This is a genomic window from Methylobacterium durans, assembly GCF_003173715.1.
In the GTDB taxonomy this organism is placed as follows: Bacteria; Pseudomonadota; Alphaproteobacteria; order Rhizobiales; family Beijerinckiaceae; genus Methylobacterium; species Methylobacterium durans.
The window spans coordinates 272,524-294,881 of sequence record NZ_CP029550.1; the positions used below are offsets into that span (position 1 = coordinate 272,524).

The window sequence follows — 22,358 nt, forward strand, 5'->3', positions numbered from 1 at the left end:
GGAGGCGGGCGAAGGGTTAGGTGCCATGCGTGACGACGAGCGGCCGTCCAGCGACGGGACGACGGATTTCGGGTTCGAGCGGGTGGCGCTCGGCGAGAAGCAGGGGCGCGTCGACGACGTGTTCCGCTCGGTGGCGAAGCGCTACGACCTGATGAACGACCTGATGTCCGCGGGTCTGCACCGGGCCTGGAAGGCGCAGCTCATCGCGATGCTGCGGCCGCCGAAGGGCCGGTCCTTCCGCCATCTCGACGTGGCGGGCGGCACTGGCGACATCGCATTCCGGTCGCTGGAGGCCGGCGGCCCGCAGACCGAGGTCACCGTCCTCGACATCAACGAGGCGATGCTGCGCGTCGGCGCCGAGCGGGCGGGCGAGCGCTACGCGGGGCGCATCGATTTCGTCACCGGCAATGCCGAGAGCCTGCCGCTGCCCGACGCCGCCTTCGACGCCTACACGATCGCCTTCGGCATCCGGAACGTGCCGCGAATCGAGGCGGCGCTCGCCGAGGCGCGCCGGGTGCTGAAGCCGGGCGGACGCTTCCTCTGCCTCGAATTCTCGAAGGTGGACATGCCCGTCCTCGACCGGATCTACGACGCCTATTCCTTCCACGTGATCCCGCGGATCGGCGCGCGCGTGGCAGGGGATGCCGAATCCTATCGCTACCTCGTCGAGTCGATCCGCCGATTCCCCTCCCCCGGCGCCTTCGCCGGCATGATCGAGGCGGCCGGCCTGCGCCACGTCACGCACCGCTCGCTCTCGGGCGGCATCGTGGCGATCCATTCGGGCTGGAAAGTCTCCTGATGGCGCTGGCCGAGACACCGGCGCGGCGACACGTCCGGGGGTACCACCTCCCGTGATCGGCGCGATCTTCCATCTCGTGCGCGGCGCGCATGTGGGCTTCGTCCTGGCGCGCGAAGGCGGCCTCGCCTTCATGGACCCGTCACAACTGCCGCCGCACCTGCGCCTCGCCCTGAAGGTCGGCCGCATGCTGGAGCGGCCGGGCCTCGGCGACGGCGCGGCGCGGCTCTCCGTCGCGCTGACCCGGCTCGGGCCCTCCTACGTCAAGTTCGGGCAGTTCCTGGCGACGCGGCCCGACATCGTCGGCATGGCCGCGGCGATCGACCTGGAGAAGCTGCAGGACCGCGTCCCGGCCTTCCCGCAGGGACAGGCGATCCGCGTCGTCGAGACCTCGTTCGGGCGGCCGCTCCGCCAGCTCTTCGCCTCGTTCAGCGAGCCGATTGCGGCGGCCTCGATCGCGCAGGTGCACAAGGCCACCGTCATCGACGCCGACGGCACGCAGCGGACGCTCGCCGTCAAGGTGATGCGGCCGGGCGTGCGCGAGCGCTTCCAGCGCGATCTCCAGGCGATGCGCTTCATGGCCCGCGTGGTCCACGCCCTCTCGCCCCAGGCCGAGCGCCTGCGCCCGCGCGAGGTGGTCGAGATCCTCGCCCGCTCGGTGATGATGGAGATGGATTTCCGGCTCGAAGCGGCCGCCATGTCCGAGCTCGCCCAGAACACGGCGAAGGATCTGGATTTCCGGGTGCCGCGGCCGGAATGGGAGTTCACCGCGCGGGACGTGCTGACGAGCGAGTGGATCGAGGGCGCACGCCTCCACGATCACGCGGCCCTTGCCGCGGCCGGGCACGATCTGCGGGCGCTCGGCCGCACCGTGATCCAGTCCTTCCTGCGCCAGGCGATCCGCGACGGCTTCTTCCACGCCGACATGCATCCCGGAAACCTGTTCGTGGACGCCGAGGGTCGCCTCACCGCGGTCGATTTCGGCATCATGGGCCGGCTCGGGCTGAAGGAGCGGCGCTTCCTCGCCGAGATCCTGCTCGGCTTCATCCTGCGCGATTACAAGCGCGTGGCGCAGGTGCATTTCGAGGCCGGCTACGTGCCGTCCCACCACTCCGTGGATGATTTCGCGCAGGCGATCCGCGCCATCGGGGAGCCGATCCACCAGCGCCGGGCCGACGAGATCTCGATGGCGAAGGTGCTGACGCTGCTCTTCGACGTGACCGCCCTCTTCGACATGAGCACGCGCACCGAACTCGTGATGCTGCAGAAGACCATGGTGGTGGTCGAGGGCGTCGCCCGCTCCCTCGATCCGCAGCTCGACATGTGGACCGGGGCCGAGCCCGTCGTGCGGACTTGGATCGCCCGCAATCTCGGGCCGGTCGGCCGCCTCGAGGGCGCGGGGCGTGCCGCGCTCACGATTGCCGACGTGGTCGCCGACGTACCCGACCTGTCGCAGCGCCTCAAGCGCATCCTGATCCGCCTCGACGAGGCCGGCACCGGCGACGCCCAGCGCCTCGAGGCCTTTGCCCGCCAGGAGAAGCGGCGGGCGTTCTGGTCGACGCTGGCGCTCTGGGGCATCGCCATCGGTGCGCTGGTCATGGCCTTCCGGTAAGCTCAGCGCATGGAACGCTCCTCGGAACAGCCGTCCGACCGGCCCCTGCAGAACCGCCGCATCCTCCTCGTCATCGGCGGGGGGATCGCGGCCTACAAGTCCCTCGACCTGATCCGGCGCCTGCGCGAGCGCGGCGCGGCGGTGCGCCCGGTCCTCACCAAGGGAGCGCAGGAATTCGTGACGCCCCTCGCCGCGGCCGCGCTCGCGGGCGACCGGGCGCATACCGACCTGTTCGACCGGGCGGACGAGGCGGATATCGGCCACATCAAGCTCGCCCGCGACGCCGACGTCGTCGTGGTGGCGCCCGCCACCGCCAACCTGATGGGCCGCATGGCCGGCGGCTTCGCGCCCGACCTCGCCTCGACGGTGCTGCTGGCGACGACGCTGCCGATCCTGATCGCGCCCGCCATGAACGTGCGGATGTGGCAGCACCCGGCGACCCGCCGCAACCTCGCGACGCTGACCGGCGACGGGGTGCGGGTCGTCGGACCGAACGAGGGTCCGATGGCCGAGGCCGAGCACGGGCCCGGCCGCATGGCCGAACCGTCGGAGATCGTGGAGGCGGTCGAGGCCATTCTGGCGGAGAGGGCCGGGGAAACGGGTGGGCTCGGCTTCCTCGCCGGGCGCCGGCCGGCCGGGCCGCTCGCGGGCCGGCGCGTCCTCGTGACCTCGGGCCCGACCCACGAGCCGATCGACCCCGTGCGCTACATCGCCAACCGCTCCTCCGGGCGTCAGGGCCACGCCATAGCGGCGGCCGCCGCCTCCGCGGGCGCCGCCGTGACCCTGGTCTCGGGGCCGGTCGCGATCCCCGACCCGGAAGGCGTGCGCGTTGTCCGGGTCGAGACGGCCCGCGAGATGCTGGCGGCGGCCGAGGCGGCGCTGCCCGCCGATCTCGCGATCTTCACGGCGGCGGTCGCCGATTTCCGGCCCGCCGAGGCCCACAACGCGAAGATCAAGAAGGACGGCGCCGCGCCGGCCCCCCTCGGGCTCGTCGAGAACCCGGACATCCTCGCGACGATCGCGCGCCGGCAGGAGGGCCGCCCCGGGCTCGTCGTCGGCTTCGCGGCCGAGACCGACACGGTCATCGACTACGCCCGCGCCAAGATCGGCCGGAAGGGCTGCGACCTGATCGTGGCGAACGACGTCTCGCCCGCCGGCGGGGTGATGGGCGGAGAGCGCAACACCGTCCACCTCGTCGCCCGCGACGGCTCGGTCGAGAGCTGGCCGACGCTCGACAAGGACGAGGTGGCGCGCCGCCTGGTCCAGGTCTTCGCCCGGATGCTCACCGCCCCTGAGCGGGGCGGCCGGCGCCCTATTCCTCCTCGCGGATCACGGGCAGGCGCCGCAGGCGCTCGGCCGCGTGGTCGAGGAAGGCCGCGACCTTGGGCGGCCGGTGGGGCCCGCCCCGCGCTACGAGCTGGACCGGGATCGGCGGCGGCTCGTGGGAGCGCAGCAGGCGGACGAGACGGCCCGCCGCCACCTCCTCGGCGACCTGATAGGACAGGACCCGCGCGATGCCCCGTCCGGCCCTGACGGCGATGAGCTGCGCCTCGATCTCGTTGACGAGGAGCCGCGGCGCGAGCCGGACCACGGTGCCCCGCCGGTCCGAGCCGAAGCGCCATTCCCGGACATCCGTGCGAGGGGAGCCGAAGATCGTGTCGTGCGCGGCGAGATCGGCGGGGGATTCCGGGATGCCGCGCGCCGCGAGATAGGCCGGGCTCGCCACGAGCACCCGGCGGACAGTGCCGACCCGCCGCACGAGAAGGCTCGAATCGGCGAGGTGGTCGATCCGTAGAGCGAGATCGAGCCCGTCCTCGATCAGGTCGAGATTGCGGTCGGCGAGGACCAGCTCGACCTGCGTCTCGGGATGCGCGTCGAGGAAGCTCGCGACCACCGGCGCCATGTGCAGCCGCCCGAACTGGATCGGCGCCGTGACCCGCAGCAGGCCCCGGACGGGTGCGTCGGACAGGCCTCCCATCGCGGTCTCGTACGCGGTGAGCACCGCGCGGGCCTGCTCGGCCAAGGCCCGCCCGGCCTCGGTCGGCGCGAGGCGGCGCGTCGTCCGCTCAAGGAGCCGGATGCCGGCCCTCTCCTCCAGCCCCGCGAGCGCGCGGGTCACGGCCGGCGCCGAGCGCCGAAGCCGGCGCGCCGCGGCGGCGAGGCTGCCCTGTTCGACGATCGCGACGAAGATCGCCAGTTCATCGAGCCGGTCCACGCGATCTTTCCGGAAACTGAAAGTCTGTCGGTCGACCCTGACGGATTTCGCTTCATACGCGCAAGAATAACTTGGGCCCGTCCAACCGGAGACCCGCCATGACCGAACCGACCCTCACCCTCCACGGCCTGCGCCTGTCGGGCCACTCGCACCGGGCCGAGCTGTTCCTGTCGCTGCTCGGCCTGCCCTACCGCTTCGTCGAGAGCGGCGCCGACGTGCGCGCAAGCGCGCCCTTCCGCCAGCTGAACCCGCTCGGGCAGATCCCCGTGCTCGTCGATGGCGACGTCGTCGTTGCCGACAGCAACGCCATCTTGGTCTACCTCGCCCGGCGCTACGCCCCTGCTGGCGAGTGGCTGCCGGATGCGCCGGATCTGGCTGCGCAGGTGCAGCGCTGGCTCTCGGTCGCCGCGGGTGAGGTCCGCTACGGGCCGGCCCTCGCCCGGCTGATGGCGCTGTTCGGCGCGCAGGCCGACCGCGCCGCCGTCGAGGAGACCGCGGCGCGGATCCTGGGCTTCATGGAGGGGCATCTCGGCGAGCGCGCCTACCTCGCCGCGGCGCATCCGACGATCGCGGACGTCGCCTGCTACGCCTACGTCGCCCACGCGCCGGAGGGCGGGGTCTCGCTGGAGCCCTACCCCGCGATTCGGGCCTGGCTCCGACGGATCGAGGCTCTGCCAGGCTTCGTGCCGATGCCCGCGTCTCCTGTCCCGGAGGCCGCCTGAGGATGCCATGGCTGCCCCCAGCTTCCACGCGGACGAGATCGCCGCCCAGGCGCTCGGCGACGGCGTGATCGGCGACACGCCGGCCATCCGCTCCTTCATGCCCGAGCAGCACCGCGACTTCTTCGCGGGCCTGCCCTACCTGTTCGCCGGACTCGTCGACGCGGCGGGCGCGCCGATCGCCACGATTCTCACGGGTCGGCCCGGCTTCGTCGCTGCGGAGGATCCGGTCACCCTCCGTGTTTCGGCCCTGCCGGCCGGCGACGATCCCGCCGCGGCCGTGCTCCGCCCCGCCGCCGAGATCGGGCTGCTGGGACTCGATTTGTCGACGCGGCGGCGCAACCGCGCGAACGGGCGCGTCGCCGCGATCGATCCTGCCGGGTTCACGGTCTCGGTCGAGCAGAGTTTCGGGAACTGCCCGAGATACATCCAGCGCCGTGCCGTCGAGCCGGCGCCGCGTGTGGCCGGCCCCACGGAGACCCTCACTCGGCTCGACGAGGCGGCACGCGCGCTGATCGCGGGCGCCGACACGTTCTTCGTGGCGAGCCGCGCCCGCTCCGGCGTCGGCCCCGCGGCCGGTGCAGACATCTCTCACCGCGGCGGCCGCCCGGGTTTCGTGCGCGTTGCCGGAGACGTGCTCACGATCCCGGATTTTGCCGGCAACCGTTACTTCAATACGCTCGGGAACCTTCTCGGCGAGAAGCGGGCCTCGCTGCTTTTCCTCGACTTCGACAGCGGCGACGTCCTCACGCTGCAGGGCGAGGTTGCCATAGACTGGGACGGGTCGGAGGCGGACGGGTTCGAGGGCGCGCGCCGATCCTGGAGGTTCCGCGCCCTGCACGGGTGGCGGCGCCCCGGCGCGGTGCCGCTGCGCTGGCTCCTCCTCGACGCCTCGCCCTTCCTCGCGCGGACCGGCGCCTGGGCCGCCCCGGATTGAGGTTCGGGGCGGTCAGGCCGCGAAGCGCCGACAGGCCACCGCGTCCGCCAACAGGCACAGGATCTCGAAGACGAGCGTCCCGCCCGCGAGCGCCGTCACGCCCGTCGGGTCGAGCGACGGCGCGACCTCGACGAGATCGGCGCCCACGAGATCGAGGCCGCGCATCCCCCGCACGAGATACAGGGCCTCGCGGGCGGTGAAACCGCCCATCTCGGGCGTGCCGGTGCCCGGCGCGTAGGCGGGATCGAGGGAATCGATGTCGAAGCTCAGATAGGCCGGCCCCTCGCCTACGATGGCGCGGGCCTCGGCCACGATCTCCGGCAGCCCGCGGGCCAGCGTCTCCTCCATCGTGAGGATGCGGATGCCCTGGGCACAGGCCCAGTCCCGCTCGTCGGCCGCGTCGAGGCTGCCGCGTATGCCGATCTGCACCGTGCGCCGGGGATCGAGCACGCCGTCCTCCACCGCCCGCCGGAAGGGCGTGCCGTGAGTGAGCGGCATGCCGCCGTACTGGCCGTCGTCGGTGTCGCTGTGCGCGTCGATATGCACGAGGCCGAGGGGGCGGCCGCTGCCGAGCGCGCGCAGGATCGGATAGGTGACGAGGTGGTCGCCGCCGACCGAGAGGGGCACCACACCCCCCGCCCTGAGGCCCGCGTGGAAAGCCTCGATGCGCCGGCAGGTGTCGGCGGCATCGAGGGGGTTCACGGGCACGTCGCCGAGATCGGCGCAGGCCGCCAGCGCGTAGGGCGCGATGCCGGTCGCCGGGTTGAAGAGCCGCGTGCCCGTCGAGGTCTCCCGCACGGCGCGGGGGCCGAGCCGCGCGCCGGGCCGGTTCGTCGTCGCCCCGTCGAAGGGGATGCCGACGAGGCCGATGTCGATCTCGCCGGCCGCGGCGGCCGGTTCGAGATGGGTCAGGCGCAGGAAGCTCGCGACACCCGCGTAGCGCGGCGTTTCCATGCCGGAGGCCGGATGGTACCGGGCGATCCGCTCCGCCGGCTCCTCGCCCGTCTCGCTCAACCCCTGCCCCACCCTGGCACCTCCGGTCGGCTGCACGGGTTCGATCATCGGATGACGGGGCTCGCGGGATCAAGCCGTCCGGGCCGGCCCTCGCGTTGACGACTCAGGGACGTACGCGTATAGGACCCCCTCCGCCGAGGGCTCGCGCTTTTCGCGAACCCTCTGCTTCGCCATTGCCTGACAACAGCACGCGTTGACCGACACACGGCCGAGTCCGGCCCGTCGGTATCGCCCGACGAGACGAGGATGCCCATGGCCAACACCGTGTCGGCCAAGAAGATGACCCGCAAGATCGCCAAGCGCACGGCGATCAACCGCTCGCGCCGCTCGCGCATGCGCACCTTCGTCCGCAAGGTCGAGGAGGCGATCGCCGCCGGCAACCCTGAGACGGCCCTGACCGCCCTCCGCAGCGCCGAGCCCGAGATCATGCGGGCCGCTCAGCACGGCATCGTGCACAAGAACAACGCGTCCCGGAAGGTCTCGCGCCTCGCCGCGCGGGTGAAGTCGCTCAGCGCCGCTCCGGCCGCCTGACGCTCCACGTCCTGGAACGTCGATGAACGAGCCCGGCCCTTGCGCCGGGCTTTTTCGTGCTCGGGTGCCGGGCGGGAGCGCCGATCCGGGCGCCCGGTAACCTTTCGGTAAACAAACGTCCTTAACCAATGCTTTCGGGATCATCCGAAGATGCATCGGCCAGGACGAGAGCCATGAGCACATCCGGCATCGAGGCGGGCGCCGAGAAGCCCGCCGCTCAGAGCACGCCGTCGCCGCAGGAGCAGCTGAAGGCCATCGTCTCGGGCGCGGCCAGGACCGAGGCTGCGAAAGCCGAGCCTCATGCCTCGGAGCCTGAGGCCGCCAAGTCTCAGCCCGTCGTCGAACCCGTGGCTCCGGGCCGGAAGGCCGCCTCTGCGGCGGTTCGCGCCCGGCCGACATTCAGGCTCGACGGGCGCGTTGCGGGCGTGGCCTGCGCCGCGCTCGCCGTCGGCACCCTCGTCGGCGCCGGCGCCAGTACCCTTTCGGCGCCGCGGATCGACCGGGCAGCCGGCGCCCTCACGGAGGTGCAGTCGGGCCTGGAGGCCAGTCGCGTGGAGGCCGCTCGCCTCAACACTGAGATCGAGCGGATCGGCCGCACCCTCGCCGCCCTCAAGGACGCGAATGAAGTCTCGCGTGGCGACGCCAAGACGCGCGCGAGCGGCGTCACCGAGCGGCTGACCAAGATGGAGCAGACGGTCTCGGCACGCCTGACCGCGCTGGGCGAGCGGATCGAGCAATCGGACCGCGAGCACGCGACCCGGATGGCCGCCCTCGCGACATCGATCGAGAAGCGTCCCGTCGCGGCGTCGGTCGTCGCACCGGCGCCCGCACCGGCCGCCTCGGCGAAAGCCGAGCCCGCCCAGACCGGTGCGATCCCCGAGAAGCCGAAGCCCGCCGTGATCGAGGGCTGGGCCGTTCGCGACGTCTACGACGGAGCGGCGATGCTGGAGGACAAGAAGCGGCGCCTTGTGGAGGTCGCACCCGGCGACACCGTGCCCGGGATCGGCCGCGTCGAGGCGGTCGAGCGTCGCGGCCGCGACTGGGTCGTGGTCACGCGTCAGGGGCTGATCACCCCGCAATCGTGGTGAGAGCGAGCCTCACCGCGTCGAGGCGGACGGATCAGGTCGTCGGGACGGGTGTTGCCGCGAGATCGTCGGAGCGCACAGGGAAGCGCGGCTCGATCGCCATCGGGTCCGTCATCGTCGCCGCGCGCACCGCGCGACGGCGGCCGTTGATGCGCGCCCGCGCCTGCTCGGCCCGCGTCGGATGCAGCAGAGCGGTGAGAAGGGCCTGACCCTCGAAGCTGCTGTCCAGGTTCTTCGCGTCGAAAACGGGCATGACGTCCTCGCACCTGCGGTGACGAGAGGGCTGCGGGCGGCCGTGGTAAGCTCGGCCGTGTGAATAACGGGACAGTCGGTAAAAGTTCCGAAAGTCGTCGCCCGTCAACCAATAATTAACCCTCGCATTCCCGCGGCCCGGCCGCGGTGCGAAACCGCACTCTGTGTTGGGCAGGTCGGCATTCGCAAGGCTTCGTGCGTCTCGGCCGAAGTGGTGCCAAATGTTCGCGGGCGCACCAATCGCCCGGCGCTCAGCGTTCCGCACTCCGATAGAGGTTGGCCGCGAAGCCGCGGAACTCGGTGTCCACCCGGAAGACGTGTCCCGCCATTGGGTCGAGCGCCGGGTCGCGGCCGCGCCGGCAGGTGGTGATGAAGAGAGTCGAGAGATCGGGGCCGCCGAAGGCGCATTTCGTGACGAGCGCGGTCGGCACCGGCAGGATCCGCTCCACCGTGCCGTCCGGCGCGAATCGCGTGATGCGCGAGCCGGCGTAGTGGCAGATCCAGAGGTGCCCCTCCGTATCGAGGGTGAGCCCGTCCGGCTTGCCCCAGCCCGGCTCGAAGGTGATGAGCGGGCGCGGCTCGCCGACCCGCGTGCCGTCGAGGTCGTGCACCCGGACGACGCCGTCGGCGGTGTCGATCGTGTAGATCCGCGTCCCGTCGGGGCTGACGACCGGCCCGTTCGTCACCGCGGCCGAGCCTCCGAAATCGAGCAGGGTCTCCCCGTCCCAGCGGTGGAAGCCGCCGGAGGGTTCCGTCTCGCCGTCGTCCATGCTGCCGAACCAGAGGGCGCCATCCGGGCCGACATTGCCGCTGTTGAGCCGGTTGCCCGGCGGATGCGGGTCGGGCCGCACCAGCGGCGTGCGGGCACCGGTCTCTAGGTCGAGGCAGGCCACGCCCGACTTGAAGCCGGCGAGCACCCGCGTGGGATCAGGGGTGAGCAGGGCGAAGCTGATCTTCTCGTCCAGGGGAAGGCGGTGCGTTTGGTCGGTCTCCGGCCTGTGGCGCCAGATCGCGGGATTCTCGATGTCGACCCAGACCAGAATCCCTGACCGCGCATCCCACAGGATCTCCTCGCCGAGTTCGCAGCCGCAGGCCACGGCGACGCGGGGCGTGTGGGGGTGGACGAGTGGGGCCATGCGTGCGGGCGTCCTTGAGGCTGGAGTTCGTCCGGAGGGTGCGCGGGTACAACGCGCGACCTGCGCGGGCGTCCCTGGACGATGCCGCGGGATCGGGCGGGCTGCACAGGATGGCGCCGGAGCGGAGACCTGTGGCTGGCGATCCCGCAGGTTCTGTGCAATGGCGTGCGGCGGAGGATCGGGGGCGTGATCGAGACCGACGAGCGTCTCGCGGGGGCGGCTGCGAGAAGAGACCCGCCTGGCGCGGCCGGTAGCGCCGCGGCGGCGTGGCCGCCGCTCGCCCGGTTCGTGGAGGCGGACGGGCGCCTCGGAGCCGCCGCGGCGGCGCGCGGCCCGCTCGCCGTGGCCACCTACGAGTTCCTGCGGTTCGGGCTGAAGCAAGCCTGGGCCTGCCTGTTCGGCGGTCTCCTCCTCGGGATGCTGATCGTCACCCACTGGGCCTACCCAGCCGCGGCTCCGCTGGCGCGCTACGACCTCCTCTTCGTCGCGGCGGTCTCCATCCAGATCATCATGCTCCGCCTGCGGCTCGAAACCCTGGACGAGGCCAAGGTCATCCTGATCTTCCACGTCATCGGGACGATCATGGAGGTCCACAAGACGGCGATCGGAAGCTGGGCCTACCCGGAGGCGAGCCTGTTCCGCATCGGGGGCGTGCCGCTCTTCACGGGTTTCATGTACGCTGCCGTCGGGAGCTATCTCGCGCGGGTCTGGCGCCTCTTCGACTTCCGCTTCACGCGCCACCCCTCGCTCGCGGCGCTCGCCGTGCTCTCGGCGGCGATCTACGTAAACTTTTTGACGAACACCCGGCTGCCCGACCTCCGGTTCGGGCTGATCCTCGCGGTGGCCGTGCTCTTCGCCAGGACGACCATCTACTTCAAGGTGTGGGTCGTCCACCGCCGCATGCCGCTTCTCCTGGGCCTGACGCTCGTCGCCCTGTTCATCTGGTTCGCGGAGAACATCGGCACGGCGACCGGGACGTGGCTCTATCCCAGCCAGAGGCTGCGCTGGTCCCTTGTCCCGCTCTCAAAGCTGAGCTCGTGGTTCCTCCTGATGATCGTCTCCTACACGCTCGTGGCCTGGGTGAACGGCATCGCGACGGCCGTCGCGGTCCGGGCGCGCGTTCCGAGGCCGTGAGCCGCGGCGCGTACCTCGCTGCGGCGGCCCTGGTGATCCTCGCCGGGCTCGCCCTGCGGCTCGTGCCCTGGGGCCTGCCGCTCCGGGTCCACCATGTCGGCGGCGGCATCCTGTGGGGCGCCATGCTGTTCCTGCTGGCGGCGGCCCTGCGCCCCCGCGGGTGGGGCGAAAGGGCGGCCCTCGCCGCGGCCTTCCTGGCGGCCACCGCGATCGAGCTGTTCCGCCTCTACCGCGCGCCCGGCCTCGACGCATTCCGTCTGACGCTTGCCGGGCAGTTGCTCCTCGGCCGGATCTTCTCGGCCTGGAACCTCCTCTCCTACGCGGCCGGCGTCGCGCTGGCCTTCCTCGCCACGCGCCGGGTCGGCGCCGGGCGCCGGAGCAGCTGAGGCTCAGCGGGTGTCCTCGCTCAGGAGCTCCATGTTGACTGCGAAGGCGGCCATCGCCCCCTCCGCGGCGGCCACGACCGCGAACTGGACGCGGCGCGAGGCATCGCCGGCGACAAACAGGCCGGGCACGTTGGTCTTCTCGTAGTCGCGGGTCGGCACGGTGCCCTTCCCGGTCAGGTCGCAGCCGAGCTCGCGCACGAGGTCGGAGGGCAGGCACTCGGCGGGCATCAGGAAGACGGCGCGGCAGGGCAGCGTGCCGCCATCGGCGAGCTCGATATGGGTGAGGCGGTCGCCGTCGCCGTGAAGACGCCGCACCCGGTCGGTGACGAGGCGCACGCCGTTGCGGGCGAGGCGGGCGCGGTCCTCGTCGGACAGCTCGGTCGGGCGCCCGTCCGTGCAGAGCGTGACGTCGCGGCTCCAGGCGGTCAGCTCCAGGGCGAAGCCTTTGGCGACGGCCCCGTGCGCGTAGGCGACGATCGGCTCGTCGCGGGCCTCGTAGCCGTCGCAATAGGGGCAGGAATGGACGCCCGTGCCCCAGTGCTCGGCCAAGCCCTCGATCTCGGGCAGGTTCTGGTGGAGGCCGGTGGCCAGGATCAGGCGGCGGGCGCGTTCGAGGCTCCCGTCCGCGAGGCGCACCTCGAACCCCTCACCGTCGCGACGCGCGCCCACCACCTCGATGTCGCGGCGCTCGACCGTGGGGTAGCGGTCGAGGTCGGCCTGCCCAGCCGCCCTCAGATCAAAGGGCGGCGTCCCGTCGCGGGTGAAGAGGCCCCAGGTCCGGGGCGTGACGGCGTTGCGCGGCTCGCCCTTGTCGCAGAGCAGCACGTTGCGCCGGCAGCGCCCGAGGATCAGGGCCGAGTTGAGGCCGGCCGGGCCCCGCCCACGATGATGACGTCGCGCATGGGATCGCTCCCCCAGATCAGGACCGCGCATGCGGCTCCCGAACGAGGCAAGCGCCGAGACACCGCGATCGTTTCCGGGCCGGCACGAAAAAGGGCGCCCGCGGCGCCCCTTCCGTCGATCCGGAAATCGCGTGACGGCCCGGATCAGGCTGCGGCGGTCTTCACCGGGATGCCCTTCTCGGACAGGAATTGCTGCAGTTCGCCCGACTGGAACATCTCGCGGGTGATGTCGCAGCCGCCGACGAACTCGCCCTTCACGTAGATCTGCGGGATGGTCGGCCAGTTCGAGAAGGCCTTGATGCCCTCGCGGATCGCCATGTCGTCGAGGACATTCACGCCCTTGAACGGCACGCCGAGGTAATTGAGGATCTGCACCACCTGCCCCGAGAAGCCGCACATCGGAAATTGCGGCGTGCCCTTCATGAACACGACCACGTCCTGCGACTTGATCTCGGTCTCGATGGTGGCGTTGACGTCGGTCATGGGTTCGTCCTTGCTCGATGCGGGTGATCTAATGATGGTCGCTGGGAATTTCCATTGCCGCGGCGAGGCGTTCGAGGGCCCGGTCCCTGTCGAAATCGCGGGACACCAACCCGTCGGGATCGAACGGCAACCGGTCGGGTAGCCCATCCACCAGCCTGTCTCCGAACAGGCGGAGCTCCGCGTCCGCGCACTTCCTGGCGGTGATCCAGAGATCCTCCCAGTCGATCCTCTGACGCATGGCACGCCGATAGTTCCGCCGCGCCGCGGTCTGGTAGGCCAGCACCTCGCCGCGCCATGACCGGCAGGATGGCGCGGCCGGCCCCCAGAGGTACTTCAGCACGAGGACGAGCGTGAGCGCTCTCCGCGCCCTGGGCCTGGGACCGGCCCACGCTCTCGATCTCCTCGGCGACGTTCTCCCGGTCGAGTGCGTTCGACCGGTCCGCGCGGTTGCCGAGCGCGCGCAGGGCCGCGCCCTGCTGCTCGGACCGGGTCACGATGTCGTCGTCGTAGAGGCTCGGGTGATCCATCGGGCCCTCGGTCCCGCGTCAATCCTTCAATCCTGAGGGACGCCCGTCGTCAGCGCAAGGGCGTGGAGCACGCCCCCCATCCGCCCCTGGAGCGCGCCGTAGACCATCTGATGCTGGGCGACGCGGGTCTTGCCCCGGAAAGCCGAGGAGATGACGGTGGCGGCGTAATGGTCGCCGTCGCCGGCGAGATCCTTGATCTCGATCTGTGCGTCGGGCAGGGCCTCGCGGATCATCGCCTCGATCTCGCGCGCGTCCATCGGCATCGTCTGGCTCCTCGGGTCTCGGAGGGAGGGATCAGGCCGCCGCCCCCGCGGGCTGGCTCGCCATATAGGCCGGAAACCAGCCCTGGTGCGCCTCGCGCAGCTCCGCGACCGATATGGTCTGCCCGCCGGGCAGGGTCAAATGCTCGGTCCCCGTCACGCCGACGACGCCCGCGTCGATCCCCTGCGCCGCGGCGCTGTAGAGGATCTCGGTCGCCGTCTCGGGGTCGACCGCGATCAGGTAGCGGCCCTGGTCCTCGCCGAACAGGTAGGCGTGGGCGGGCAGGTCCATCGGCACCTCGGGGAGCGCCGCGCCGATGTCGCCGGCCATCGCCATCTCGGCGAGCGCCACGGCGAGTCCGCCGTCCGAGAGGTCGTGCACGGTGTCGACGAGCCCCGAAGTGATGAGGCCGCGCACGAAGTCGCCGTTGCGGCGCTCGATCCCGAGATCCACGGGCGGCGGCGCGCCCTCCTCCCGGCCCTCGATCACCGCGAGGTAGGTCGATTGGCCGAGCCAGCCGTCCGTCGCGCCGACGAGGATGAGGGCGTCGCCCTCCCGCTTCAGGGCGATGCCGGCGCGGCGCTCGACGTCGTCGATCACGCCGACGCCGCCGATGGTCGGGGTCGGCAGGATGCCGACGCCGTTCGTCTCGTTGTAGAGCGAGACGTTGCCCGACACGACGGGGAAGTCGAGGGCCCGGCAGGCCTCGCCGATGCCCTGGAGGCAGCCGACGAGCTGGCCCATCACCTCGGGCTTCTCGGGATTGCCGAAATTCAGGTTGTCGGTGATGGCGAGCGGGCGCCCGCCCACCGCGGTGATGTTGCGCCACGCCTCGGCCACCGCCTGACGGCCGCCCTCGACCGGGTCCGCCTCGCAGTAGCGGGGCGTCACGTCCGTGGTGAGCGCGAGTCCCTTCGGCCCGTCCTCGACGCGCACGATCGCCGCGTCGCCGCCCGGCGTCTCGACGGTGTTGCCGAGGATGAAGTGGTCGTACTGCTCGTAGACCCAGCGCTTCGAGGCGAGGTCGGGCGAGCCGACGAGGCGCTTCAGCGCGTCGGTCAGGGAGGCCGGCTCGGCGACTTCGGACGCGTTGAGGATCGGCAGGTGGACGTTCGAGCGGTGCGGCCGGTCGTAGAGCGGCGCCTCGTCGCCGAGCTCCTTGATCGGCAGATCGGCCACCGTCTCGCCGTGCCACTTGATGACGAAGCGGAGCGTGTCGGTGGTGCGCCCGATCACCGCGAAATCGAGGCCCCATTTCACGAAGATGGCCTCCGCCTCCGCTTCCATGCCCGGCTTGAGCACCATGAGCATGCGCTCCTGGCTCTCGGAGAGCATCATCTCGTAGGGCGTCATGCCCTCTTCGCGGGCCGGCACCTTGTCGATGTCGAGCTCGACGCCGAGATCGCCCTTGGCGCCCATCTCGACGGCCGAGCAGGTGAGTCCCGCCGCGCCCATGTCCTGGATCGCGATGACGGCGCCGGAGGCCATCAGCTCCAGGCAGGCTTCGAGCAGCAGCTTCTCGGCGAAGGGGTCGCCGACCTGCACGGTCGGGCGCTTCGATTCGGATTCTTCGTCGAACTCGGCCGAGGCCATGGTGGCGCCGTGGATGCCGTCCCGGCCGGTCTTCGAGCCGAGATAGACGATCGGGTTCCCGACGCCGGTCGCCGCCGCGTAGAAGATCGAATCCGTCTTCGCCAAGCCCACCGCCATGGCGTTGACGAGAATGTTGCCGTCGTAGCGCGGGTGGAAGCCGACGGCGCCGCCGACCGTGGGCACACCGAAGGAATTGCCGTAGCCGCCGATGCCGGCCACGACGCCCGAGACGAGATGGCGCGTGCGCGGGTGGTCCGGCGAGCCGAAGCGGAGGGCGTTCAGCGCCGCGATGGGCCTCGCGCCCATGGTGAAGACGTCGCGCAGGATGCCGCCGACACCGGTCGCCGCGCCCTGGTAGGGCTCGATGAAGCTCGGGTGGTTGTGGCTCTCCATCTTGAAGACGCAGGCGAGCCCGTCGCCGATGTCGATCACGCCCGCGTTCTCGCCGGGACCCTGGATCACCCAGGGCGCGCTCGTCGGAAGGCCCCGCAGGTGCTTGCGCGAGGACTTGTAGGAGCAGTGCTCGTTCCACATGGCCGAGACGATGCCGAGCTCGGTCAGGGTCGGGTCACGGCCGATCAGCCCGCGGAAGCGCTCGTACTCGTCCGGGGTCAGGCCGTGCTGGCGGACGAGGTCCGGCGTGATGGGAACGTCGTTTCGGAACATGGCGGATCTCGGCGGATATCGGGCCGGCCCGCTCCGGGCCGACGGGTCTCTCCGTCGTCCCCGCGCGGGCGGCCGCTCTGGCGACGGCTCTAGAGCGGAAGCGGCCGGGCTGGCAACAATCGATCGCAGGGCATCGCGTTTCGGCTGGGGTCCGGGCGCTCAGCCCAAGGTTGTCTCGGGCGCCCTCGACGCCGCATCGCCGGCGGCCCCCGCGCCATCCGCCCTTCCCTCGCGCGCCCGCGCCACGACGGCGTGAACCGGCTCCGGTCCGGCTACGAACTCGATGTAGTCGAACGCGGCCGGATCGTGCGCCGACATCAGCAGCTGGAAATGCGTCTGGAAGAGATTGTACTGGCGGCTCTTCAGCCTGAGCAGATCCGGTGCGACAAGGTCCTGCTGGCGCACGCGAATCACAGCCGGACGGCCCGGGCCCGGCGACGAGAGCCCCGAGGCGATCAGCGGATCGCGCAGGTGGACCGAGAGCCAGTCCCAATCGGCCCGGACGTCGAGCCAGCCGATCGCGTCGGCCGCGGCGACCCGGGCGAGCGATCCGCGCACCTGCACCGCGCGCGGATCGAGGGCGATCCAGGGAATCACGCTGCCGATCGTGACCAGGGAGACCGGGGTGCCGCGCCGGCCGAAACCGGGATCGCGGGCGAGGATCCGGTCGAGGGCCTCGATGGCGAGGAAGCTGGATGAAGAATGGCCGATGACGACGATCTCCGGCGCCGTCCCCTCGGCGGCGCGGATGCGCTCGGCCATCGCGTCGAGCCGGTCGTGCATGCGGCCTTCCGCGCCGCTCGCATGGTCGTGCGTGAACGAGGTGTCGTCGACGAGGTGGGCGACGTAGAGCGGCTTGCCGCGGGTCAGGCGGGTGAGCGCCCCGAGGATGCCGTAGGCGAGGACGGGAACGGCGAGGAGCGACCACGGCCGAGCCGCGTCCGGCGCCATCGCGACCAATCCGGCCGCAAGGGCGAGGCTCAGCAGCACGAACGCCAGGTAGATCTGGTGCACGCCGAGGATGATGGTCGAGAATCGGCGCGCTTCCCGCCGGAAGCGCTTCACGTAGCCGCTGCGCCAGAGCCGCCACCACTGGACCGGCACGTCGCGCAGCCGCTGCCAATTCCGCCGGGGGAAGCGGGCCACGACGATGTCGTCCCAGCGCAGCAGACTGTAGCGGGTGGTCTGCCCGTCGAACGCGACCGTCCAGTCGAGGCTCATTCCGTCGGCGGCGCGCACCGGGTCCCCGACCGCGATCGCGTGCGCCCGCCGGGCGGCGGTCAGGCGGCTCTCGCGCCGGAACAGGCCCCAGTAGGTCTCGGGCGGCCGCGGATCGAAGCCCGGCATGTAGAAGATCTGCCGGAGGGGCCGAGCGGGGGAATCGGGGCGCGAGATGGCTGGATGATCCGGTCTGAGGGGTGGCGCGAGGGCGCTGGGATACGCCGAAGCGGATGCACTGGCTACAGGCGGCGTCAGGCCCGCTCCGCCTGCGGCTGCGCGAGGAAGTCCGCGATCGCGGCGACGAAGCGCTCGCCGTACGCCTCGCGCTTGCGCTCGCCGACGCCGTGCACCGAGCGGAGCGCCCAGAGGTCCACGGGTTTCTGGCGTGCCATCTCGATCAGCGTCCGGTCAGGAAAGACCATGAAGGCGGCAATGCCCTCCCCGCGCGCGATCGTCGCGCGCAGGCCGCGCAGGTGCTGGAACAGGGCCTCGTCCGCCTCGCTGAGCGCCAGGGCCTCGTCGTCGCGGGCAGCCGTGCGGCGGCGCTCGCGGGGCTCGGCCGCCTTCGGCTCCGGGTCCGGCCGGAGCTGGATCGGCTCGCGCCCGAACAGGATCGCCTCGCCCTTCTCGGTCATCGAGAGTCCGCCGAAGCCGTCGCCGTTCTCGGCGACCGCGCCGGCGGCGAAGAGTTGGCGCAGGATGGCGCGCCAGGCCGCGACCGGCTTGTCGGAGCCGACCCCGAAGGTCTTGAGCTGCGTGTGGCCGTTGCGGCGGATCGGCTCGGATTCCTTGCCGCCCACCACGTCGCAGATATAGGCGGCCCCGAAGCGCTGGCCGGTGCGCACGATGGCCGAGAGCACCTTCTGGGCCGAGACCGTGCCGTCGACGAGGGTGACGCCGCCGCGGCAGAGGTCGCAGCGGCCGCAAGCGCCGCTCGTCTCGCCGAAATAGGCGAGCAGCGATTGCCGCCGGCAGGTGGCGCCCTCGCACAGCGCGATCATCGCCTCGAGCTTGCGGCGCTCGACCCGGCGGCGCTCGTCCGGGATCTCCTTCTCGTCGATCTGGCGGCGGCGGAGCGCCATGTCGTCGAGGCCGTAGATGGTCAGCGTGTCGGCCGGCAGCCCGTCGCGCCCGGCGCGGCCGATCTCCTGATAGTAGCCCTCGACGTTCGAGGGCATGTCGGCGTGGCAGACGAAGCGCACGTCCGGCTTGTTGATGCCCATGCCGAAGGCGACGGTCGCCGTCATGACGACGCCGTCCTCCTGCAGGAACCGGTCCTGGTTGCGCATGCGCGTGCCTTGGTCGAGGCCCGCGTGGTAGGGCAGCGCGGTGAAGCCGTCCCTGGCCAGCGACTCCGCGAGCTGCTCCGTGCGCTTGCGGGACGAGCAGTAGATGATCCCGCTCTCCTGGCGCCGGTGGCGCAGGAAGCGCTCGATCTGGCGGGTCGGGTTGTCCTTCGGCGCAAAGGTGAGCCGGATGTTCGGCCGGTCGAAGGAATGGACGAAGGTCTTCGCCTCGCGGCCCGCGGGGAACAGCCGCTCGGCGATGTCGGTGCGCGTCGCCGCGTCGGCCGTGGCGGTGAGCGCCAGCACCTGCACGTTGCCGAGCGCCTCGCGGGCACGGGCGATGTCGCGGTACTCGGGCCGGAAATCGTGCCCCCATTGCGAGACGCAATGCGCCTCGTCGACCGCGAGCCGCCGCACGCCCGCCCCCCGCAGCGCCTCCATGCAGCCGTCCATGAGGAGCCGCTCGGGCGAGACGAACAGGAGGCGCAGGTCGCCGGAGCGGATCTTGCGCCAAGTCTCGCGGGACTGCGCCTCCGGTACGGTGGAGTTGAGCGTCGCGGCCTCCACACCGAAGGCGAGCATCTGCTGCACCTGATCGTGCATGAGCGCGATCAACGGCGAGACGACCACGGTAAGATCGTTCGCGACGAGTGCCGGCAGCTGGTAGGTCATCGACTTGCCGGAACCCGTCGGCATCACGGCGAACACGTCCGACCCGTCGAGCACGGCCCCGATCACCTCGGCCTGCCCGGGCCGGAAATCGTCGTAGCCGAAGGTGGCTCGAAGCGCGGCGCGGGCCTCGTCGAGGCGTTGGGTCATGGGAATCGTCGGGGCTCAAAACGGAGAATGATCGGCGCGGCGCCCTACGCCGCGCCGACACGGCGGGTACCCTATCGTAGCGGATCGAGGCGTGCAGCCACGTCCCGCACGATCGCGGGCGTCGCCCGGCTTCCCGGAAGCTGGCCCTGGTCGCCCGCCTCGGCAAGGGTGCGGCGGTGCCTACGGCGCTCGCTGACGGACCGCAACGGCGCGAAGCGTCGCTGCGCCGTCAGGAACTTGGTCGGCCGCCCTCGCCCGGTGAGGCCGCTCAACCAGCGCCTGGCGGCACGATGTGCCCGTCCGCGACGCGCACCATGTCCGCCCGCCCGCCGAGCTCCGCGAACAGGGCCTCGTCGGCGCCCGTCATCCAGACCTGACCGGGCAGCGCCTCGAGCGCGTCGAACAGGCCGGCCCGCCGGCGCGGGTCGAGATGGGCGGCGACCTCGTCGAGGAGGATGATCGGCGCGAGCCCGCTCATCGCCTGGACGAGGCGGGCATGCGCCAGGACGAGGCCGATTAGCAGGGCCTTCTGCTCGCCGGTCGAGGCGGTCGCGGCCGGCACGTCCTTCGGCCCGTGGCGCACGGTGAGGTCGGTGGTCTGCGGCCCCGTCAGGGTGCGCCCGGCCGCCCGGTCGCGGTGGCGCCCCTGTCGCAGGGCGAGGCGGAAACGATCCTCGGCCTCGATGGCGGGCCAGACGGCGACGAGGTCGTCGAGATCGCCCTCGAGGCGCACGCTCGCCCAGGGGAAGGGCTGCGCGTCGTCGCGGGTCTCGGCGATCAGGCGGTCGAGGCGCTCGACGGTCTCGCGGCGGGCGAGCGCCACGGCGACGCCGAGTTCGGCGACCTCGCGCTCGATCGCGTCGAGCCACTGGCCGTCGCCGGGCCGCTCCTCCAGCAGGCGGTTGCGCGAGCGCAGCGCCCGCTCCATCGCGCTCACCCGCGCGCCGTGGCCGGCATCGACCGCGAGGACGAGGCGGTCGAGGAAGCGGCGGCGGTCGCCCGCCGGCCCGCGGAACAGGCCGTCGAGGTCCGGCGTCAGCCAGACGATGCGCAGGAACTCGGCGAAGGCGACCGGCGAGTGGACACCCGCCCCGTCGATCCGGCAGATGCGGCTCGCCCGCGCCTCGTGGGCCGGCGGCTCGTAGCCGGTGCCCAGCCGATGCTCGGATTCGTCGCGCGCGAGTGTCAGCGAGACGGCGAAGCCGCCCGGTCCGGAGACCCGCGCCATCGTGGCGAAATCCGCCCGGCGCAGGCCCCGGCCCGGCGAGAACAGGGAGATCGCCTCCAGCAGGTTGGTCTTGCCCGCGCCGTTCTCGCCGACGAGAGCGACGAAGCGCCGATCGAGCCGGAGATCGAGGTCGGCGTGGTTGCGGAAGTCGCGGGCGATCAGGCGGGTGAGGCGCTGGCCGCCATTCGCCACGTCGCGCGAGGCGTCGTCTCCGGAGGCGATCGGGGATCCTGCCGGCGCGCTCACACCCGCATCGGCATGAGCACGTAGAGCGCCGCCGCGCCGTCGCGGTCCTGGATCACCGTCGGCGAGCCCGGATCGGCGAGCTTGAACAGTGCGGTGTCGCCTTCGAGCTGGCCCGTGATGTCGAGGAGATAGCGGGCGTTGAAACCGATATCGAGGCTCGCCGCGTCGTAGTCGACGTCGAGCTCTTCCGTCGCGCTGCCGGAATCGGGATTGTTCACGGACAGCGCGAGGCGGCCCTCCTGCAGGCCGAGCTTCACCGCGCGGCCGCGCTCGGAGGAGATCGTCGAGACGCGGTCGACCGCCTTGGCGAAGGACTCGCGCTCCACCGTCAAGCGCTTGTCGTTCCCGGTCGGGATCACGCGCTGGTAATCGGGGAAGGTGCCGTCGATGAGCTTCGAGATCAGGGTCACGCCGCTCGCGAATTGAAGGCGGATCTTGGCCGGCGACAGCTCGATCTCGACGCTCTCGCCGCCGTCGTCGACGAGCTTCTGGATCTCGGCCACCGCCTTGCGGGGCACGATGATGCCGGGCATGCCGCGGCTGCCCTCGGGCGCCTCCATCTCGACCCGGGCGAGGCGATGCCCGTCGGTGGCGACCGCCCGCATCTTGAGGCCGCCCTCGACCTCCAGCGTGTGCAGGTAGATGCCGTTGAGGTAGTAGCGCGTCTCCTCGGTCGAGATCGCGAATTGCGTCTTGTCGATCAGGCGCTTCAGGTCGGCTGCGAGAAGGGTGAAGCGGTGCGGAAGCTCGCCCGCGGCGAGATCGGGGAAGTCACCCTCCGGCAGCGCGCCGAGGGAGAAGCGCGAGCGGCCAGAGCGGATCGTCATCTGCCCGGCATCCGAACCCGTCTCCAGCGAAACCTGGGCGCCGTCGGGCAGCTTGCGGACGATGTCGTAGATGACGTGCGCCGGCACGGTCGTGGCGCCGGCATCCACCACATCGGCCGGCACCGTCTCGGTGACCTCGATGTCGAGGTCGGTCGCCTTCAGCTGCAGGCCGGCCTCGTCCGCGCGCAGGAGGACGTTCGAGAGGATCGGGATCGTGTTCCGCCGCTCGACGACGCGGTGCACGTGGCCGAGCGACCGAAGGAGGGCCGCGCGCTCGACTGTCACTCTCATCGCAAAAAACTCTGGTGTTCGAAGAAGCCCTGCCGCGGCCGGCAGCCCGGGTGCTCCGGGACCCTGGCCGGTCAGCTTGGCGAAGGGGCGCTGCGAAGGCAAGACGCCGATTCGCCCCGTCCCGGGCTATCGCCGGGCCATCCTCCCGTCAGCACCGCCACGCCCCCTCTCCCGTTCGGGAGCAGGTCGGC

General features: G+C 71.5%; 21 protein-coding genes and 2 pseudogenes. 9 read left to right on the plus strand and 14 right to left on the minus strand.

The genetic code is table 11. From position 1 onward, the window contains the following. Positions 1 to 25: 25 nt before the first annotated feature. The 3 genes and pseudogenes from ubiE to coaBC form a co-directional block, all read left to right on the plus strand. Complete coding sequence (gene ubiE, locus DK389_RS01165; RefSeq protein ID WP_418291994.1) at positions 26 to 799, plus strand: bifunctional demethylmenaquinone methyltransferase/2-methoxy-6-polyprenyl-1,4-benzoquinol methylase UbiE; 774 nt, start codon at positions 26 to 28, stop codon at positions 797 to 799. 52 nt (positions 800 to 851) lie between these two features. Next, positions 852 to 2,408, plus strand: coding sequence for a 2-polyprenylphenol 6-hydroxylase (gene ubiB / locus DK389_RS01170; RefSeq protein ID WP_109886964.1), 1,557 nt, complete (start codon positions 852 to 854; stop codon positions 2,406 to 2,408). Between the two features lie 9 nt (positions 2,409 to 2,417). Further along, a pseudogene (gene coaBC / locus DK389_RS01175) lies at positions 2,418 to 3,692 on the plus strand (bifunctional phosphopantothenoylcysteine decarboxylase/phosphopantothenate--cysteine ligase CoaBC); the annotation flags it as partial. Positions 3,693 to 3,720: 28 nt separating this feature from the next. Here coaBC and DK389_RS01180 read toward each other — a convergent pair. Next, on the minus strand, positions 3,721 to 4,623 hold the full coding sequence (locus tag DK389_RS01180; RefSeq protein WP_109886966.1) for a LysR family transcriptional regulator: 903 nt from the start codon (positions 4,621 to 4,623) through the stop codon (positions 3,721 to 3,723). A gap of 98 nt (positions 4,624 to 4,721) precedes the next feature. Between DK389_RS01180 and DK389_RS01185 the strand changes: the two genes are divergently transcribed. Further along, complete coding sequence (locus tag DK389_RS01185; protein ID WP_109886968.1) at positions 4,722 to 5,345, plus strand: glutathione S-transferase family protein; 624 nt, start codon at positions 4,722 to 4,724, stop codon at positions 5,343 to 5,345. A 7-nt stretch (positions 5,346 to 5,352) separates the two neighbouring features. Further along, positions 5,353 to 6,279 (plus strand): pyridoxamine 5'-phosphate oxidase family protein, encoded by a 927-nt coding sequence (locus tag DK389_RS01190; RefSeq protein ID WP_109886970.1) that lies wholly within the window; start codon positions 5,353 to 5,355, stop codon positions 6,277 to 6,279. A gap of 12 nt (positions 6,280 to 6,291) precedes the next feature. On the opposite strand, the gene speB is transcribed toward DK389_RS01190, so the two are convergent. Continuing rightward, entirely contained in the window at positions 6,292 to 7,233 is a 942-nt protein-coding gene (gene speB / locus DK389_RS01195) for an agmatinase (RefSeq protein ID WP_236961108.1), read from the minus strand. Positions 7,234 to 7,545: 312 nt separating this feature from the next. Here speB and rpsT point away from each other — a divergent pair, with 312 nt between their 5' ends. Together rpsT and DK389_RS01205 are read left to right on the plus strand one after the other, a co-directional pair. Beyond that, the gene (gene rpsT, locus DK389_RS01200) at positions 7,546 to 7,824 is read left to right on the plus strand and encodes a 30S ribosomal protein S20 (RefSeq protein ID WP_109886974.1); all 279 of its coding nucleotides are present in this window, start codon (positions 7,546 to 7,548) and stop codon (positions 7,822 to 7,824) included. Between the two features lie 173 nt (positions 7,825 to 7,997). Continuing rightward, complete coding sequence (locus DK389_RS01205; protein WP_109886975.1) at positions 7,998 to 8,912, plus strand: hypothetical protein; 915 nt, start codon at positions 7,998 to 8,000, stop codon at positions 8,910 to 8,912. Between the two features lie 31 nt (positions 8,913 to 8,943). Here the strand turns inward: DK389_RS01205 and DK389_RS01210 are convergent, their stop codons facing one another. Beyond that, positions 8,944 to 9,162 carry a hypothetical protein gene (locus DK389_RS01210; RefSeq protein ID WP_109886977.1) on the minus strand — a complete coding sequence of 73 codons (219 nt, stop codon included), beginning with the start codon at positions 9,160 to 9,162 and terminating at the stop codon, positions 8,944 to 8,946. A 250-nt stretch (positions 9,163 to 9,412) separates the two neighbouring features. Next, on the minus strand, positions 9,413 to 10,297 hold the full coding sequence (locus DK389_RS01215) for an SMP-30/gluconolactonase/LRE family protein (protein WP_109886979.1): 885 nt from the start codon (positions 10,295 to 10,297) through the stop codon (positions 9,413 to 9,415). A gap of 186 nt (positions 10,298 to 10,483) precedes the next feature. On the opposite strand from DK389_RS01215, the gene DK389_RS01220 reads away from it, so the two are divergent. Both DK389_RS01220 and DK389_RS33320 read left to right on the plus strand, forming a co-directional pair. After that, positions 10,484 to 11,431 (plus strand): DUF817 domain-containing protein, encoded by a 948-nt coding sequence (locus DK389_RS01220; protein ID WP_418291995.1) that lies wholly within the window; start codon positions 10,484 to 10,486, stop codon positions 11,429 to 11,431. After that, positions 11,428 to 11,817, plus strand: coding sequence for a DUF2809 domain-containing protein (locus DK389_RS33320; protein ID WP_194075149.1), 390 nt, complete (start codon positions 11,428 to 11,430; stop codon positions 11,815 to 11,817). The genes DK389_RS01220 and DK389_RS33320 overlap by 4 nt, the downstream gene beginning before the upstream one ends. 3 nt (positions 11,818 to 11,820) lie before the next feature. Here the strand turns inward: DK389_RS33320 and DK389_RS01225 are convergent, their stop codons facing one another. The 10 genes and pseudogenes from DK389_RS01225 to dnaN all read right to left on the minus strand — a co-directional run bounded on the left by DK389_RS01225 (position 11,821) and on the right by dnaN (position 22,167). Next, positions 11,821 to 12,750, minus strand: coding sequence for an NAD(P)/FAD-dependent oxidoreductase (locus DK389_RS01225; protein WP_236960511.1), 930 nt, complete (start codon positions 12,748 to 12,750; stop codon positions 11,821 to 11,823). Between the two features lie 113 nt (positions 12,751 to 12,863). After that, positions 12,864 to 13,202: a Grx4 family monothiol glutaredoxin gene (grxD, locus tag DK389_RS01230; protein ID WP_109886981.1), complete on the minus strand. Its 339-nt coding sequence runs from the start codon at positions 13,200 to 13,202 to the stop codon at positions 12,864 to 12,866. Positions 13,203 to 13,230: 28 nt separating this feature from the next. Beyond that, a complete protein-coding gene (locus DK389_RS33675; RefSeq protein WP_236961131.1) occupies positions 13,231 to 13,542 on the minus strand; it encodes a hypothetical protein in 312 nt (103 codons plus the stop codon). Between the two features lie 76 nt (positions 13,543 to 13,618). Beyond that, positions 13,619 to 13,729, minus strand: a pseudogene (locus tag DK389_RS33680) (DUF29 domain-containing protein); the annotation flags it as partial. Between the two features lie 26 nt (positions 13,730 to 13,755). Continuing rightward, positions 13,756 to 13,992: a BolA family protein gene (locus DK389_RS01240; RefSeq protein ID WP_109886983.1), complete on the minus strand. Its 237-nt coding sequence runs from the start codon at positions 13,990 to 13,992 to the stop codon at positions 13,756 to 13,758. Between the two features lie 31 nt (positions 13,993 to 14,023). Further along, positions 14,024 to 16,249, minus strand: a complete 2,226-nt coding sequence (purL, locus tag DK389_RS01245; RefSeq protein WP_109886984.1) for a phosphoribosylformylglycinamidine synthase subunit PurL — start codon at positions 16,247 to 16,249, stop codon at positions 14,024 to 14,026. A gap of 159 nt (positions 16,250 to 16,408) precedes the next feature. Beyond that, a complete protein-coding gene (locus DK389_RS01250) occupies positions 16,409 to 17,596 on the minus strand; it encodes a hydrolase (RefSeq protein WP_109886986.1) in 1,188 nt (395 codons plus the stop codon). Positions 17,597 to 17,721: 125 nt separating this feature from the next. Further along, positions 17,722 to 19,575 carry a DNA helicase RecQ gene (gene recQ, locus DK389_RS01255; RefSeq protein ID WP_109886988.1) on the minus strand — a complete coding sequence of 618 codons (1,854 nt, stop codon included), beginning with the start codon at positions 19,573 to 19,575 and terminating at the stop codon, positions 17,722 to 17,724. 268 nt (positions 19,576 to 19,843) lie between these two features. After that, positions 19,844 to 21,025: a DNA replication/repair protein RecF gene (recF, locus tag DK389_RS01260; protein ID WP_109895884.1), complete on the minus strand. Its 1,182-nt coding sequence runs from the start codon at positions 21,023 to 21,025 to the stop codon at positions 19,844 to 19,846. A 20-nt stretch (positions 21,026 to 21,045) separates the two neighbouring features. Further along, positions 21,046 to 22,167, minus strand: a complete 1,122-nt coding sequence (gene dnaN / locus DK389_RS01265; RefSeq protein WP_109886990.1) for a DNA polymerase III subunit beta — start codon at positions 22,165 to 22,167, stop codon at positions 21,046 to 21,048. Positions 22,168 to 22,358 lie beyond the last annotated feature (191 nt).

Bases quoted from the DNA above. Each gene is read 5' to 3' on its own strand.
- ubiE (WP_418291994.1), top strand. From the start codon at position 26: ATGCGTGACGACGAGCGGCCGTCCAGCGACGGGACGACGGATTTCGGG.
- DK389_RS01185 (WP_109886968.1), top strand. From the start codon at position 4,722: ATGACCGAACCGACCCTCACCCTCCACGGCCTGCGCCTGTCGGGCCAC.
- DK389_RS01190 (WP_109886970.1), top strand. From the start codon at position 5,353: ATGGCTGCCCCCAGCTTCCACGCGGACGAGATCGCCGCCCAGGCGCTC.
- speB (WP_236961108.1), bottom strand. From the start codon at position 7,233: ATGGAAACGCCGCGCTACGCGGGTGTCGCGAGCTTCCTGCGCCTGACC.
- rpsT (WP_109886974.1), top strand. From the start codon at position 7,546: ATGGCCAACACCGTGTCGGCCAAGAAGATGACCCGCAAGATCGCCAAG.
- DK389_RS01205 (WP_109886975.1), top strand. From the start codon at position 7,998: ATGAGCACATCCGGCATCGAGGCGGGCGCCGAGAAGCCCGCCGCTCAG.
- DK389_RS01210 (WP_109886977.1), bottom strand. From the start codon at position 9,162: ATGCCCGTTTTCGACGCGAAGAACCTGGACAGCAGCTTCGAGGGTCAG.
- DK389_RS01215 (WP_109886979.1), bottom strand. From the start codon at position 10,297: ATGGCCCCACTCGTCCACCCCCACACGCCCCGCGTCGCCGTGGCCTGC.
- DK389_RS01225 (WP_236960511.1), bottom strand. From the start codon at position 12,750: ATGCGCGGTCCTGATCTGGGGGAGCGATCCCATGCGCGACGTCATCAT.
- grxD (WP_109886981.1), bottom strand. From the start codon at position 13,202: ATGACCGACGTCAACGCCACCATCGAGACCGAGATCAAGTCGCAGGAC.
- DK389_RS01240 (WP_109886983.1), bottom strand. From the start codon at position 13,992: ATGCCGATGGACGCGCGCGAGATCGAGGCGATGATCCGCGAGGCCCTG.
- purL (WP_109886984.1), bottom strand. From the start codon at position 16,249: ATGTTCCGAAACGACGTTCCCATCACGCCGGACCTCGTCCGCCAGCAC.
- DK389_RS01250 (WP_109886986.1), bottom strand. From the start codon at position 17,596: ATGCCGGGCTTCGATCCGCGGCCGCCCGAGACCTACTGGGGCCTGTTC.
- recQ (WP_109886988.1), bottom strand. From the start codon at position 19,575: ATGACCCAACGCCTCGACGAGGCCCGCGCCGCGCTTCGAGCCACCTTC.
- dnaN (WP_109886990.1), bottom strand. From the start codon at position 22,167: ATGAGAGTGACAGTCGAGCGCGCGGCCCTCCTTCGGTCGCTCGGCCAC.